The 14,062-nt window shown below is 69.6% G+C and carries 14 protein-coding genes; 2 read left to right on the top strand and 12 right to left on the bottom strand.

Translation table 11 applies throughout. The features are described from left to right. Positions 1–15 precede the first annotated feature (15 nt). Genes dnaG through dusB form a run of 3 tightly spaced genes read right to left on the bottom strand, consistent with a single transcriptional unit; the run spans position 16 to position 4,446 of the window. The gene (dnaG, locus tag T9R20_RS09155; protein ID WP_322409020.1) at positions 16–1,890 is read right to left on the bottom strand and encodes a DNA primase; all 1,875 of its coding nucleotides are present in this window, start codon (positions 1,888–1,890) and stop codon (positions 16–18) included. After that, positions 1,890–3,275 carry a deoxyguanosinetriphosphate triphosphohydrolase gene (locus T9R20_RS09150; RefSeq protein ID WP_322409019.1) on the bottom strand — a complete coding sequence of 462 codons (1,386 nt, stop codon included), beginning with the start codon at positions 3,273–3,275 and terminating at the stop codon, positions 1,890–1,892. Before T9R20_RS09150 ends, dnaG begins: the two co-directional genes overlap by 1 nt. Positions 3,276–3,279: 4 nt before the next feature. Further along, positions 3,280–4,446 carry a tRNA dihydrouridine synthase DusB gene (gene dusB / locus T9R20_RS09145; protein WP_322409018.1) on the bottom strand — a complete coding sequence of 389 codons (1,167 nt, stop codon included), beginning with the start codon at positions 4,444–4,446 and terminating at the stop codon, positions 3,280–3,282. Positions 4,447–4,503: 57 nt separating this feature from the next. Between dusB and T9R20_RS09140 the strand changes: the two genes are divergently transcribed. Further along, positions 4,504–5,010, top strand: coding sequence for a glutathione peroxidase (locus T9R20_RS09140; RefSeq protein ID WP_322409017.1), 507 nt, complete (start codon positions 4,504–4,506; stop codon positions 5,008–5,010). 22 nt (positions 5,011–5,032) lie between these two features. Here T9R20_RS09140 and T9R20_RS09135 read toward each other — a convergent pair whose 3' ends face one another. Genes T9R20_RS09135 through recO form a run of 3 tightly spaced genes read right to left on the bottom strand, consistent with a single transcriptional unit; the run spans position 5,033 to position 7,310 of the window. Then, complete coding sequence (locus T9R20_RS09135; protein WP_322409016.1) at positions 5,033–5,728, bottom strand: DsbA family oxidoreductase; 696 nt, start codon at positions 5,726–5,728, stop codon at positions 5,033–5,035. 29 nt (positions 5,729–5,757) lie between these two features. Further along, positions 5,758–6,585, bottom strand: coding sequence for an isoprenyl transferase (locus T9R20_RS09130; RefSeq protein ID WP_322409015.1), 828 nt, complete (start codon positions 6,583–6,585; stop codon positions 5,758–5,760). After that, positions 6,582–7,310, bottom strand: a complete 729-nt coding sequence (recO, locus tag T9R20_RS09125; protein ID WP_322409014.1) for a DNA repair protein RecO — start codon at positions 7,308–7,310, stop codon at positions 6,582–6,584. The genes T9R20_RS09130 and recO overlap by 4 nt, the downstream gene beginning before the upstream one ends. Before the next feature lie 36 nt (positions 7,311–7,346). On the opposite strand from recO, the gene T9R20_RS09120 reads away from it, so the two are divergent. Further along, the gene (locus tag T9R20_RS09120) at positions 7,347–8,033 is read left to right on the top strand and encodes a trimeric intracellular cation channel family protein (RefSeq protein ID WP_322409013.1); all 687 of its coding nucleotides are present in this window, start codon (positions 7,347–7,349) and stop codon (positions 8,031–8,033) included. A gap of 7 nt (positions 8,034–8,040) precedes the next feature. Here the strand turns inward: T9R20_RS09120 and leuA are convergent, their stop codons facing one another. The 6 genes from leuA to T9R20_RS09090 form a co-directional block, all read right to left on the bottom strand. Continuing rightward, a complete protein-coding gene (leuA, locus tag T9R20_RS09115; RefSeq protein ID WP_322409012.1) occupies positions 8,041–9,801 on the bottom strand; it encodes a 2-isopropylmalate synthase in 1,761 nt (586 codons plus the stop codon). 135 nt (positions 9,802–9,936) lie between these two features. Next, positions 9,937–10,854 carry a GTPase Era gene (gene era / locus T9R20_RS09110; protein ID WP_322409010.1) on the bottom strand — a complete coding sequence of 306 codons (918 nt, stop codon included), beginning with the start codon at positions 10,852–10,854 and terminating at the stop codon, positions 9,937–9,939. Next, positions 10,851–12,164 (bottom strand): hemolysin family protein, encoded by a 1,314-nt coding sequence (locus T9R20_RS09105; RefSeq protein WP_322409009.1) that lies wholly within the window; start codon positions 12,162–12,164, stop codon positions 10,851–10,853. The genes era and T9R20_RS09105 overlap by 4 nt, the downstream gene beginning before the upstream one ends. Next, positions 12,161–12,631 (bottom strand): rRNA maturation RNase YbeY, encoded by a 471-nt coding sequence (gene ybeY / locus T9R20_RS09100; protein ID WP_322409007.1) that lies wholly within the window; start codon positions 12,629–12,631, stop codon positions 12,161–12,163. The genes T9R20_RS09105 and ybeY overlap by 4 nt, the downstream gene beginning before the upstream one ends. Further along, positions 12,628–13,656, bottom strand: coding sequence for a PhoH family protein (locus tag T9R20_RS09095; protein ID WP_322412149.1), 1,029 nt, complete (start codon positions 13,654–13,656; stop codon positions 12,628–12,630). Before T9R20_RS09095 ends, ybeY begins: the two co-directional genes overlap by 4 nt. A gap of 43 nt (positions 13,657–13,699) precedes the next feature. Then, positions 13,700–14,047: an HIT domain-containing protein gene (locus T9R20_RS09090; protein WP_322409005.1), complete on the bottom strand. Its 348-nt coding sequence runs from the start codon at positions 14,045–14,047 to the stop codon at positions 13,700–13,702. Positions 14,048–14,062 lie beyond the last annotated feature (15 nt).

The following is a 14,062-nucleotide window of genomic DNA, read 5'->3' as shown; positions in this document are numbered from 1 at the left end:
CGGCGACCGTCGAGCTCAGCTTTCGGTCGTCAGGAGCTGCCGGTCGTGGTCGAGCTCGCGCAGGCGCAGCCGTACGGCGCGCCCCTCCTCGGAATCCGGGGCCACCCGCTGGATGGCCCCGAGGAGTTCGCGCTTGTCGTCCTCGAGACCGCGCAGCACGACGCGGCGGGCGAGGTCGGCGGTGGAGGCGACGGCGGCGTCATCGGTCAGAGCGGGGAATGCGCGCGTCAGCAGCTCGGCGGCGAGCGAGCGGTAGGGCTCGCGCACGGCCGAGACGGCGTCCGCGGCCCAACCCGCGCGGTCCATATCGGGCACCGTGCTGAGGGTCCGGCGCACCGCCTCGAGAGCGGGCGTCCGGAACGGCTGGGCGAGGGCGCGCGACCTCAGTGTCGTGTCGATGCGGTGCCCGAACTGCAGGAACCCCGTCAGGGCGTCGCGCTCGAGGGCGGCGTCAGCCGTGCGAGGGAGTGTGTCCACCGTCGGACGGACGAGGTCCTCCCCCTCCGCCGGATGCCGCTCGGTCGATCGTGTGGTCTCGACGCCGCGACGCAGTGCGTCGGCGTCGCGGCTCGCTCCGCGCGCGGCACGTTCGACGGCGGCCGAAACCTCGGTCAGGTCGAGTCCGAGCCGCCGCGCGAGGACCCGCGTGTACCCCGGGCGGAGCGCGGGATCGCGGATCTCGGCCACGATCGGCGCCGCGGCGCCGAGCGCCCCCGCGCGTCCCTCCACGCTGGCGAGATCGAATCCCGCCAATCGCTGATCGATCACGAACTCGAACATGGGGGCCTTGTGGTCCATGAGCGCGCGCACCGCGGCATCCCCCTTGGCCATGCGGAGGTCGCAGGGATCCAGCCCGTCGGGCGCCACGGCGACGTATGTCTGCGCGGCGAACCGCTTCTCGTCCCCGAACGCCCGAAGAGCCGCCTTCTGCCCGGCGGCGTCGGGATCGAAGGTGAACACGACCTCCCCCGCCGCGCTGTCGTCGCCCATGACCCGACGCAGCACGGTGATGTGATCCGTCCCGAACGCGGTGCCGCACGTGGCCACCGCGGTGGTCACGCCCGCGAGGTGGCAGGCCATGACATCCGTGTATCCCTCGACGACCACCACGCGGTGGTCGCGGGAGATGTCGCGCTTCGCGAGATCCAGCCCGTAGAGCACCTGTGCCTTGCGGTAGATCGGGGTCTCGGGCGTGTTGAGGTACTTCGGACCGCCATCGTCCTCGTAGAGCTTCCGGGCACCGAATCCGATCACCTGCCCGGTGACGTCGCGGATCGGCCAGACCAGGCGCCCGCGGAACCGGTCGTACACGCCACGCTGACCCTGCGAGACGAGACCGGCGGTGGTGAGCTCCTCGCGGCTGAAGCCCTGGCCGGTGAGGTGGTCCATAAGATGCGACCACCCGCGGGGCGCGTACCCCACACCGAAGTGCGCGGCGGCACCGGCGTCGAACCCCCGCTCACCGAGGAAGGTGCGTGCGGCCGCGGCGTCGGACGTGCCGAGCTGGGAACGGAAGTACTCCGCCGCCGCGGCGTTGGCCGCATAGAGTCGGCTGCGTCCGGTCGTCTCCGGCGCCGCGCCGCCGTCCTCGTAGTGCAGCGCGAAGCCGATCCGCCCGGCGAGGCGCTCGACGGCCTCGGTGAAGGAGACGTGGTCCATCTTCCGCAGGAACGTGTAGACGTCGCCGGATTCGCCGCAGCCGAAGCAGTGGTAGAAGCCGACCTGCGGGCGGACGTGGAAGCTCGGACTGCGCTCGTCGTGGAACGGGCACAGACCCTTCAGAGATCCCACCCCGGCGGATTTCAACGCCACCCGCTCGCCGATGATGTCGCCGATGTTGGTCCGCGCCTTCACTTCCTCCACGTCGGCCTGACGGATGCGACCGGCCATCAGCGATCCACGTCTGCTGCTGCGTGTCGCGACCCCGGAGCCCAGATGCCGAGGGCGGCCGCGTCGATCTCGCCCACCAGCCGGGTGTGCCAGGCGATCGCGAGCTGGTCGGTGAGACTCGCGACCTGGTCGACGATGACGCGACGGCGCGCCGCCTCGCTCTCGGCGGCCGAGAAGTCCTCGGCATGCATCGCGTCGAGGTGAGCCGGTTCGTCCCACAGCGCAGTGGCGAGGCGCTTGAGCGCGCGACGCTGTTCTTTGTACAGGGCCTTCCGCCCGTCGATCGACACCACCGTCGCACCGATGGTGCCCTTGAGCACCGCCATCTCGGCCTCGATGACGCGCGGCACGACGACATGGGCGCGATACCGGGTGAGGACCGAGGTCTCGTACGCCTCGCGGGTGGCCGTCGTGGCAGCCCGGGCGAACCGGCCGATGAGGTCGGAGGTGAGGTTCTTCAGCCGCGCGAGGTCATGGCGGGTTCCGCGGAACTCTGTGATCCACTCCGGCAGACGCATGAGGCGGTAGAGCGCATCGGCGAGCTCGTCCCGGGCGAAGTCGAACCCCACCCAGGCCTGGATGGCCGTGAGCAGGCCCTCGTGCTCGGCGGGGTCTGCCAGCCGAGCCGGGTCGAGGTAGCCGTTGACCACGGCGTCTTCGAAGTCGTGGACGGAGTAGGCGATGTCGTCGGAGAGGTCCATCACCTCCGCCTCGATGCATCGCACCCGGCCCGGGGCGCCCTCGCGCATCCAGCGGAACACCGGCTCGTCGTCGGGATAGACGCCGAACTTCATCCGACCCCCGGGATCGGGCAAGGGGTGATCGGCGGTCCAAGGGTATTTGCAGGTGGCGTCCAGGCTCGCGCGGGTGAGGTTCAACCCGACGCTGCGACCCGCGGGGTCGAAGACCTTGGGCTCGAGTCGCGACAGGATCCGCAGGGTCTGGGCGTTCCCCTCGAAGCCCCCGATGTCGTCCGCCCAGTCGTTCAGGGCGCGCTCGCCGTTGTGGCCGAAGGGGGGATGCCCCAGGTCGTGGCTGAGGCACGCGGTGTCGACGACATCGGGTGAGAGCCGCAGGGCGGTGGCGAGTTCGCGGCCGACCTGCGCGACCTCGAGCGAGTGCGTCAGCCTGTTGCGAGCGAAGTCCGCGGGGCTGGCGGGACTGAGCACCTGCGTCTTGGCGGCCAGGCGCCGGAGGGCCGCCGAGTGGAGCACCCGAGCGCGGTCCCGCGCGAAGTCGTCGCGCTGGGACCGGTGGGTCTCGGTGTGGAAGCGCTCGGCGTCGACGTCGTCGTACCCGGTCGGTCGACCGGGGGCGACCCCGAGCCCCGCGCCGCCGTTCCAGGATGCGGGCGCGCCGGGACCGGGTGCGGTGCCCACCCTCACGGGGTCAGCCACCGCTGTGGTCGAGTTCGGCTTCGGCGAGGGCGGTGGTGGCAGCCGCTCCGATGTCGCGGGAGTCCAGCCAGCCGTCGGGAAGCGCAGGTTTCTTGGGCGTCCCGGCACGGCCGCGCTGCCCTTCGGCGGGCGCTCCGGGGTAGGGCGCGTCGAGGTCGAGGGTGGCCAGGAGAGCATCGATCTCGTCCAACGTCGACACGGTCGCGAGCTTCGCGCGGGTGTCTCCCCCGACGGGGTACCCCTTGAAGTACCAGGCGACGTGCTTGCGGATGTCGCGGCAGCCGCGGCCCTCGTCCTCGAAGAACTCCACGAGCAGTTCGGCATGACGTCGGAAGGCGCGGGCGACGAACGCGAGGGTGGCGTCGACGGGATCCCCGGCGGCGCTTCCCTCCGTGCCCAGGGCGCGGGCGAGGTCTCCGAACAGCCAGGGGCGGCCGAGGCAACCGCGCCCGACGACGACCCCGTCGCATCCGGTCTCCGCCATCATGCGCACCGCGTCCTCGGCCGACCAGATGTCACCGTTCCCGAGGACCGGGATGCTGGTGACGGCCTCCTTCAGCGCGCTGACCGCTGCCCAGTCGGCGGTACCGGAGTAGAACTGCGAGGCCGTGCGCGCGTGGAGGGCCACCGCCGAGATGCCGGCGTCCTCGGCGATGCGGCCGGCCTCGAGGAACGTGAGGTGATCGTCGTCGATGCCCTTGCGCATCTTCACCGTCACCGGGACGTCGCCCCCGGCGCGGGCCGCGCGGGTGACGATGTCACGGAACAGGTCGCGCTTCCAGGGCAGCGCCGCACCCCCGCCCTTGCGCGTGACCTTCGGCACCGGGCACCCGAAGTTCAGGTCGATATGGTCTGCCCGGTCCTCCTCGACGAGGAGTCGCACGGCGGCTTCGACGGTGGCGGGATCCACGCCGTACAACTGGATCGAACGCGGCACCTCGGACTCGTGGTGGGTGATCAGCCGCATCGTGGTGGCGTTGCGCTCGACCAGCGCCCGTGAGGTGATCATCTCGCTGACATAGAGCCCGGCGCCGTACTCGCGGCACAACCGGCGGAACGCGGTGTTGGTGATGCCGGCCATCGGCGCGAGCACCACGGGTGCGTCCAGGGACAGCGGACCGATCCGGAGGGTCGGGGCGGGAGCGACGGCAAGGGACACCTCTGTATTCTCCCATCCTCGCGGCCGGGGTCGCGAAAGCGGATTTAGCCTGGGGATATGACCTCGGAAGCCACCCTCAGCGATCTTCGTTCCATCCCGTTCACGACCGCCGACGGCGGCACGGCGACGCTCGGCGATTACGCCGACCGGGTGGTCCTGGTCGTCAACGTCGCCTCGCGGTGCGGGCTGGCGCCTCAGTACGAGCAGCTGGAGGAGCTGCAGCGCGCCTACGGCGACCGCGGGTTCATCGTGCTGGGCTTCCCCTGCAACCAGTTCATGGGTCAGGAGCCGGGTTCGATGGACGAGATCCTCGAATACTGCTCCACGACCTGGGGCGTCACCTTCCCGATCCACGAGAAGGTGAAGGTCAACGGCAACGCCGCAGCGCCGGTATACAAGGCGCTGAAGCGGGCCAAGGACCTCGAGGGGAAGAAGGGACCGATCATCTGGAACTTCGAGAAGTTCCTCATCACGCCCTCCGGCGAGGTCCACCGATTCCGTCCGAACATCACGCCGGACGATCCCGCCATCATCTCGCTCATCGAGGCCAACCTCGCCCGCTGAGACCCCCGGCGGCGGCTCGTCGTCAGCCGGTGCTGGCAGCGGGTTCGGTCTCTGCAGCCGACCGGCGCTCCGACCACACCTGGCGCAGGATCTGCGCGAAGGCCTCGGGCGGCTGAGCTCCCGACACGCCGTAGGTGCCGTCGATGACGTAGAACGGCACCCCCGTGATGCCGTAGGCCTGGGCCTGCGCCTGGTCGCGGCGGACGTCCACATCGAACCGGTCGGTCGTCAGCACGTCCCGCGCCGCACCGGCGTCCAGGCCCGCGTCCACGGCCAGCGTCACCAGCTCGTCGTCATCGCCGATGTGACGACCCTCGGTGAAGTAGGCCGACATGAGGCGCTCGACGAGATCGAGCTGCCGCCCCTCCTCTTTGGCGAAGTGCAGCAGCCGGTGGGCCTTGCCGGTGTTGGCGTGGTGGAGCAGATCGTAGCGATAGGCCAGACCCGACCCCTTCGCCACCTCGGTCACGCGATCGATCATCTGCTGCGCCTGCTCGCGGCTCACGCCCTTCCGCTCGGCGAGGTAGTCCACCTCGCTGCCGTCGTAGTCCGGCGGCGTGTCGGGGGCCAGCTCGTACGAGTGGTAGACGATCTCGACCTCGGGGGCGTCCCCGTCTTCGCGGGTCTGCGCGAGACCAGCTTCGAGGTTCCGCTTGCCGATGTAGCACCAGGGGCAGGCGATGTCGCTCCATACGTCGAGCCGGAGGGGTTCAGTCATATCGACCACAACCGCCGTGGTCCGCTCGGCTATTCCTGCGGATCGTGATCGGCGATGTCGGATGTCGGCTGATCGACCGCTCCGCCGAAGCGACGGTCACGGTCGAGGTAGAGGTCGATCGCCCGCCACAGGTGCTCGCGGGAGAAATCCGGCCACAGCGTGTCGAGGAAGACGAACTCGGCGTACGCCGACTCCCACAGCAGGAAGTTCGACGTCCGCTGCTCGCCGCTGGAGCGGATGAACAGGTCGACGTCGGGCATATCGGGCTGGTACAGGTGACGGCGGATGACCTTCTCATTGATGGCCGACGGTCGAAGGCGCCCTGCGGAGACCTCGCCGGCGATCGCACGCATGGCGTCGATCAGTTCGATGCGCCCGCCGTAGTTGATGCACATCGTCAGGGTGAGCACGTCGTTGCCGGCGGTCAGCTTCTCGGCGAACTGCAGCTCCTTGATGACCGAGGTCCACAGCCGCGGCTTCCGCCCCGCCCAGCGGATCCGCACGCCCCATTCGTTGAGCTGATCGCGGCGACGGTGCAGCACGTCGCGGTTGTACCCCATCAGGAAGCGGACCTCGTCGGGAGACCGCGCCCAGTTCTCCGTCGAGAACGCGTAGACGCTCAGGTGCCGCACTCCGGCCTGGATGGCACCGGCGACGACGTCCAGGAGCACTTCCTCGCCCGCCTTGTGCCCCTCGACGCGCGTGAGTCCTCGCCGGTTGGCCCAGCGGCCGTTGCCGTCCATCACGATCGCGACATGGCGCGGAACGGACCCCGGGAACGACGGCGGCTGCACCCCGGTCCAGTCCAGCGGTCGGTAGGGCACCGTGTCGCGGTGCGTGTAGGGCTTCGGTGTCATCGGGCGGCCTCGACGTGCTGCAGGGAGCGGATGCCGCGCTCGAGATGCCACTGCGCGTACGCGGCGATGAGCCCCGACGCGGCACCCGCGGAGTGGGCGGAGGCGGCGTCGACGATCTCCCACTCCCCCGCCATGAGTGCGGTGAGCAGACCGATCGTGGCGGGATCGATGCGCGCGGCGCCGGTGGGGGCGCACGCGGCGCAGACCACGCCCCCGAGCTGTGCGACGAACTGATCGTGCGGTGCCGGCGCGCCGCAGCGTGCGCACTCGACGAGACCGGGGGCCCACCCGGCGAGGGCCATGGCGCGGAGAAGATAGGAATCAAGGATGCTGCGCGCGGCATGATCCCCACGCGCGAGCGCGCGCAGTCCGCCGACCAGCAGCAGGTAGTGCGCGGTGGCGGCTTCGGGGTCGTTCAGCCGGTCGGCCGCCTCGACCATCGCGTGGGCGGCGGTGTAGCGGTCGTAGTGCTGGGAGATGTCGGCGCCGTACGAGCCGAGCGATTCGGCCTGCTGGACGATGTCGAGCGAACGGCCGCGCGAGAACTGCACATCGGCGACCATGAAGGGCTCCAGGCGTGCGCCCAGCCGGGAAGAGGTCCGGCGCACCCCCTTCGCGACGGCGCGGATCTTGCCGCTGCGGCGACCGAGGGCGGTGACGATGCGGTCCGCCTCCCCCAGCTTGTGGGTCCGCAGGACCACGACCTCGTCGCGATAGGTGGGCACACTCGATTATCGCGTCCGCCGGGCCAGAATGGACGCGTGGACGAGCCGCTCTTCGTGATTCCGCTCTGGGCAGACCTGACCGCGGTCGGTCTCGGCGGCATCCAGGGCGCCCTGTTCGCCTCGGGCTTCCGCGGTCAGCGGCGCCTGGACTTCCTCGGCGTGGCGATCATCGGCGTGGTGCTGGGGATGGGCGGCGGGCTCATCCGCGACCTGCTGCTGAACACCACCCCGGTCACGCTGCAGAGCAACTGGTACCTCCTCACCGCGACCGTCGCCGCCCTCGTCGGGATGCTGCTGTCAGGCGTCTTCGCGCGTCTGAACGCCGTGATCGTCGGTCTCGACGCTCTGTCGATGGGACTGTTCGGCGCCTTCGGCACGAGCAAGGCCCTGGCGCTCGGGCTCCCGGTGGTGCCTGCGGTGTTCGTCGGGGTGTGCGCCGCGGTGGGCGGCGGCATCCTCCGCGACATGCTCATGGGCGTGCCGATCGCCATCATGCACGTCGGATCGCTCTATGCGGTCGCCGCCGGGGTGGGGTGCTCCGCACTGGCCGTCGTGCACGCGCTGGGCGCGAACCTCGTCATCGCGGCGATCATCGGGATCGCGGTGACCGCCGTCATCCGCCTCCTCGCGGTGATCTTCGACATCTCACTGCCCGAGCAGCGCGCGCTCTACCGTCGCAAGGTCGCCGTCGAGACGACCGGGATCCCGATCATCAAGACGTGAATCCGCCTCAGACGCCGGCGAGCACGCCCGACTGCTCACGCGTGCGGATTGATCGGTTCACGCCCGACACGATCGCCTTCAGCGACGCCGTCGAGATGTCCCCGTCGATGCCGACGCCCCAGAGCCGCTGACCGTCGACCTGCAGCTCGATGTAGGCCGCGGCCTGCGCGTCGCCTCCCGAGCTCAGCGCGTGCTCGACGTAGTCGTACAGGGTCACATCGAAACCCTGCTCACGGACGATCTCGAGGAACGCCGCCACCGGCCCGTTGCCGTGACCCGAGGCCGAGACCCGCTCCTCGCCGTCGCGCAGGGTGACCTCGAGCACCACGTCGCCGGACATGTCGCTCTGGGTTCGTGTGCTCAGGAGCTCGAACCGGCCCCAGCGCTCGTCGGGGTCTGCGGCAGGCAGATACTCGTCGCAGAAGATGCGCCAGATCTCATCGCTCGTGACCTCGCCGCCCTCCGCGTCGGTCTTGGCCTGGACGACGCCCGAGAACTCGATCTGAAGGCGTCGGGGCAGATCGATGGCATGGTCGCTCTTCAGCAGATACGCCACCCCGCCCTTGCCGGACTGCGAGTTGACCCGGATGACCGCCTCGTACGAGCGCCCGAGGTCCTTCGGGTCGATCGGCAGGTAGGGCACCGCCCAGTCGAGTTCGTCGACCGAGACGCCCTCGCGCGCCGCGCGCGCATCCATCGCCTCGAAGCCCTTCTTGATCGCGTCCTGGTGCGAGCCGCTGAAGGCGGTGAAGACCAGGTCGCCGGCCCAGGGGCTGCGCTCGTGCACGGGCAGCTGGTTGCAGTACTCGGCGGTCCGCTTGATCTGGTCGACATCGCTGAAGTCGATCATCGGGTCGATGCCCTGGGTCAGCAGGTTGATGCCGAGCGCGACCAGGTCGACGTTTCCGGTCCGCTCGCCGTTTCCGAACAGGCATCCCTCGATCCGGTCGGCGCCCGCCATGTAGCCGAGCTCGGCGGCCGCGATCGCCGTGCCGCGGTCGTTGTGAGGGTGCAGGGACAGGATGACGTTCTCGCGGTGCGCCAGGTGACGGCTCATCCACTCGATCGAGTCGGCGTAGACGTTCGGGGTGGCCATCTCCACCGTCGCCGGCAGGTTGATGATCACCTTGCGGTCGGGCGTCGGCTCGAAGACCTCGATGACCTGGTTGCAGACGTCGACGGCGAACTCGAGCTCGGTGCCGGTGTAGCTCTCTGGCGAGTACTCGTAGTAGACCTTCGTCTCGGGCACGCGCTTCTCGAACTCGCGGCACAGCCGCGCGCCCTCGAGCGCGATGTCGATGATCCCCTGCTTGTCGGTGCGGAAGACCACCTCGCGCTGCAGCACGCTCGTGGAGTTGTACAGGTGGACGATCGCCTGTTTCGCGCCGGCGATCGACTCGTAGGTGCGCTCGATGAGGTGCTCGCGCGCCTGCGTGAGGACCTGAATCGTCACGTCGTCGGGGATGACGTCCTCTTCGATGAGGTGACGCACGAAGTCGAAGTCCGTCTGGCTGGCGCTCGGGAAGCCGACCTCGATCTCCTTGTACCCCATGCTCACCAGCAGGTCGAACATGATGCGCTTGCGCTCGGGGCTCATCGGGTCGATGAGGGCCTGGTTGCCGTCGCGGAGGTCGACCGCGCACCAGCGCGGCGCCTGGGTGATCCGGGCGTCCGGCCACGTGCGGTCGGGCAGGTCGACGCGGATCTGCTCGTGAAACGGCCGGTACTTGTGCGTCGGCATGCCCGAGGGGCGCTGGGTGTTCTTCATGTCGCTTCTTCTCTTCCACGTCTGAGGGACGGGCCGACGCCGAGCTCCGCGACGAGGGTGGCCCTAGATCGAGGCCTCGCCGCGGCGGCTAAGGAGAAGAAGCATGCCGGCGCGCATGCGGCCATGGTAGCAGGCTCAGAAACCCAGACGCCGCAGCTGCTTCGGGTCGCGTTGCCACTCCTTGGCGATGCGCACGTGCAGGGAGAGGTACACGCGCGTGCCCAGCAGCGGCTCGATCTGCGCCCGGGCGCGGGCACCGACATCCCGCAGCCGAGAACCGCGGTGGCCGATGATGATCGCCTTCTGGCTGTCGCGCTCGACGACGATGTCGGCGAAGACGTCGGTCAGGTCGCTGTCCTCGCGGGGTGCGATGTCCTGGACGACCACCGCGATGGAGTGCGGCAGTTCGTCCCGCACCCCCTCCAGGGCTGCTTCCCGGATGATCTCCGCCACGCGGTCGTCGATCGACTCGTCGGTGACCACGTCGTCGGGGTAGAGCGTTGGTCCCTCCGGCAGGAGGGCAAGCACCTCGTCGCTGAGGACGTCGAGCTGCGTCCGGGTGAGGGCGGAGAGCGGGATGACGGCCGCCCAGTCCTCGCGCAGCGCGTCGACCTCCATCAGCCTCTCGGTGACCTGCTCGCGGGTGGCCGCGTCGATCTTGGTGACGAGTGCGATCTTCCTCGCGCGGGGGTACCCCGAGAGCGACGCCGCGATGCGTCGATCTCCGGGGCCGACCGGATCGGTGGCGGGGACGCAGAAGCCGATCACGTCCACGTCGCCGAGCACGTCGTCGACGAGGTCGTTGAGCCGCTGTCCCAGGAGCGTCCGGGGCTTGTGGATGCCGGGGGTGTCGACGATCACGAGCTGGCCGCCCGGGCGGTTGACGATGCCGCGGATCGCGCGGCGCGTGGTCTGGGGCTTCTCGCTCGTGATCGCGATCTTCTCCCCGACCAGAGCGTTCATGAGGGTGGACTTCCCGACGTTGGGGCGACCGACGAAGGTCACGAAACCGGACCGCGAGGGGGTCGTCTGATCGGAGGGGTCGGCGGTCATCGTGCTCCTGCTTCCCGTTCAGTGTGCTCGCGCTCCCGCTCCCGCGCGTCGGCCTCGTCGGTGCGCTCGACGAAGACGGTGGCGAGCCCGCGCCCGCGCCCCCGGGACGTGCCGCCCGTCATCACGAGCCCGAGATACTCGGCGGTCGCACCGGGCTGCGGCACCTGCCCCAGCGCCTTGCCCAGGAGGCCGCCGATCGAATCGACGTCCTCGTCCTCCAGTTCGATCCCGAACAGGTCCCCCACCGTGTCCAGACCCAGCCGGGCACTGACCCGGTAGCGGCCGGGATCGACCTCGACGACCTCGTCGGCGCGGGGGTCGTACTCGTCGGAGATCTCTCCCACGAGTTCTTCGATGATGTCCTCGAGCGTGACAAGGCCCGAGACGCCGCCGTACTCGTCGACGACGAGGCAGACGTGCACCGCATCCCGCTTCATCTGCTGGAGCAGCGTCTCGGCGCGCATCGACTCGGGGACGAACACGGCCTTTCGGGCGATGCGCGTGACCGGCGCGTCGCGCCAGCCGGATTCGTCGCGGAACCCGAACTGCACGAGGTCTTTGAGGTACAGCACCCCGACCACGTCGTCGGCGTCCTCGTCGACGAGGGGCACACGTGAGACGCCCTTATCGAGGAAGACCTGCATCGCCTCGCGGGTGGAGGTGGTGGCCTCGACGGTGACCATGTCGGTGCGCGGCACCATGACCGCGCGGACGAAGGTGTCGGTGAAGTCGAACACCGAGTGGATGAGATCGCGGTCGTCCTGCTCGATCAGATCGTGGGATGCCGCCTCGTCGACGATGCTGAGCAGCTGCTCTTCGGAGGCGAAGGAGGCGCCGCGAGGCGCGCCGGGAGTCACCCGATTGCCGAGCACCACGAGTCCGTGGGCGAGGGGTCCGAGCACGAGGCGCGCGCCGCGGATGACCGGTGCGGCGCCTCGGAGCAGGCCGCGAGCATGACGGCGGCCGACACCGCGAGGGCTGGCGCCGACCAGCACGAATGAGATCCCGGTCATGAGCACGATCGCCGCCACGATGGCCCAGGGGATGCTGCCGAAGAGGATGACGAACGACACCGTCACGAGCACCGCAGCACCCGTCTCGGCGAGAACACGGATGAAGACCACCGCGGTCGCGTGGGCATCGGGATCGGCGGCGATCCGGCGGAGCGAGGTGGCGTTCCGGGGCGACTGCTCGGCGAGCTCGGCGAGATCGCCGCGGGACGTCACCCCGAGGGCGGCGTCGATCGAGGCCATGAGGGCGCCGAAGGCCACCAGGACGAGCGCGAGAAGGAGGAGGAGGACGGGGGTCATGACCGCGCGCGACGGCGCTCGCTCATCTGGAACGACACGATGAGGTCGCGCTGGAGCCCGAACATCTCCTTCTCCTCCTCGGGTTCGGCGTGATCGAAGCCGAGGAGGTGCAGCAGGCCGTGTGTGGTCAGCATGACCAGTTCGTCCATCGTCGAGTGGCGAGCAGCGGTCGCCTGCGTCTCGGCGACCTGGGGGCACAGCACGATGTCGCCGAGGAGGCCCGCGGGGGTCGGGGATTCCTCGGTGCCGGGTCGCAGCTCGTCCATCGGGAAGCTGAGGACGTCGGTCGGCCCCGGTTCGTCCATCCACTGCAGGTGGAGCGACTCCATCGCGCCCTCGTCGACCAGCAGGATCGCGACGTCGGCCTCGGGGCTGACGTGGAGTTCGCCGAAGTTGTGCTCCATGAGGCGCAGGAGAACGGTCTCATCGACCGTCATCCCGGACTCGTTCGTGATCTCGATCGTCACTGGCGTCCCCGTTTCGGCAGGCGGTCGCGAGGGCCGGTCGCGCGGGTCGCTCCGCGGCGCTCTGCACGATTGGCGAGCTCGGTCGCCTCGTCGCGCTCGCGGCGTGCGGCGAGGCGCCGCTCGTCGAATTCGCTGTACGCGTCGACGATGCGCCCGACCAGGGTGTGGCGGACGACGTCGTCGCTCGTGAGGTACGCGAAGTGGATGTCGTCGATGCGATCGAGAACGCGGGTGACCAGGCGGAGCCCCGAGGTGCCCTGCGGGAGGTCGAGCTGGGTGATGTCACCGGTGACGACCATCTTCGTCCCGAACCCGAGCCTGGTCAGGAACATCTTCATCTGTTCCGGCGTGGTGTTCTGAGCCTCGTCGAGGACGACGAACGAGTCGTTCAGCGTCCGCCCGCGCATGTACGCCAGCGGTGCCACCTCGATGGTGCCGCTTGCCATGAGCTTGGGCACGACCTCGGGGTCCATCATCTCGTTGAGGGCGTCGTAGAGCGGGCGCAGGTAGGGGTCGATCTTGTCGGTGAGAGTGCCGGGGAGGAAGCCCAGCCGTTCCCCCGCTTCGACGGCGGGACGGGTGAGGATGATCCGGTTGACCTCCTTGCGCTGGAGCGCCTGCACGGCCTTCGCCATGGCGAGGTAGGTCTTGCCGGTGCCCGCCGGCCCGATTCCGAACACGATCGTGTGGTCGTCGATCGCGTCGACGTAGGACTTCTGACCCAGCGTCTTCGGGCGGATGACGCGCCCCCGCGTGGACAGCAGCGGTTCGCCCAGCACCTCGGACGGGCGGGGTCCACCGTCGCTGCGCAGGATCCTGTCGGCCGAGGCGACGTCGGCGGGACCGAGGCTCTGCCCCGAGCGGGTCATCTCCACGAGCTCGTCGACGAGCACGCGGGCGGCCGCGACGGCGCCGGCCTCGCCGGTGAGGGTGATCTCGTTGCCGCGCACGTGCACGTCGACCTCGGGATGCTCCTTCTCGACCATGCGCAGCAGGCGATCCTGGGGACCGAGCAGCTGGACCATGGCGACGCCGTCGGCGAGAATCCGCTCGACGGCGGGTGGGGTGTCAGGCACGAAGCTCCTTCTCTTGCAGGCCCCCGGCGAGGACGTGCGCGTGCACGTGGAAGACGGTCTGCCCGGCGTTCGCGCCGGTGTTGAAGACCAGGCGGTAGTCGCCGTCGGCGTGTTCCGCGGCGAGGGACCCCGCCACCGCGACCATCTCGCTCAGGAGGGCCGGGTCGCCCGCAGCGAGCTCTCCGACGTCGCGATAGCGCTCGGTCTTCGGTATGACCAGCAGGTGCAGCGGTGCCTGAGGGGCGATGTCGCGGATCGCGAAGACGTTCTCGGTCTCGACGAGGATCTCTCCGGGGATGTCGCCGGCGAGGATGCGGCTGAAGACCGACGGTTCGCTCATACGGGAAGTCTACCG

Source organism: Microbacterium invictum (assembly GCF_034421375.1).
GTDB lineage: Bacteria > Actinomycetota > Actinomycetes > Actinomycetales > Microbacteriaceae > Microbacterium > Microbacterium invictum_A.
This window is presented reverse-complemented; position numbering and strand designations above follow the sequence as displayed.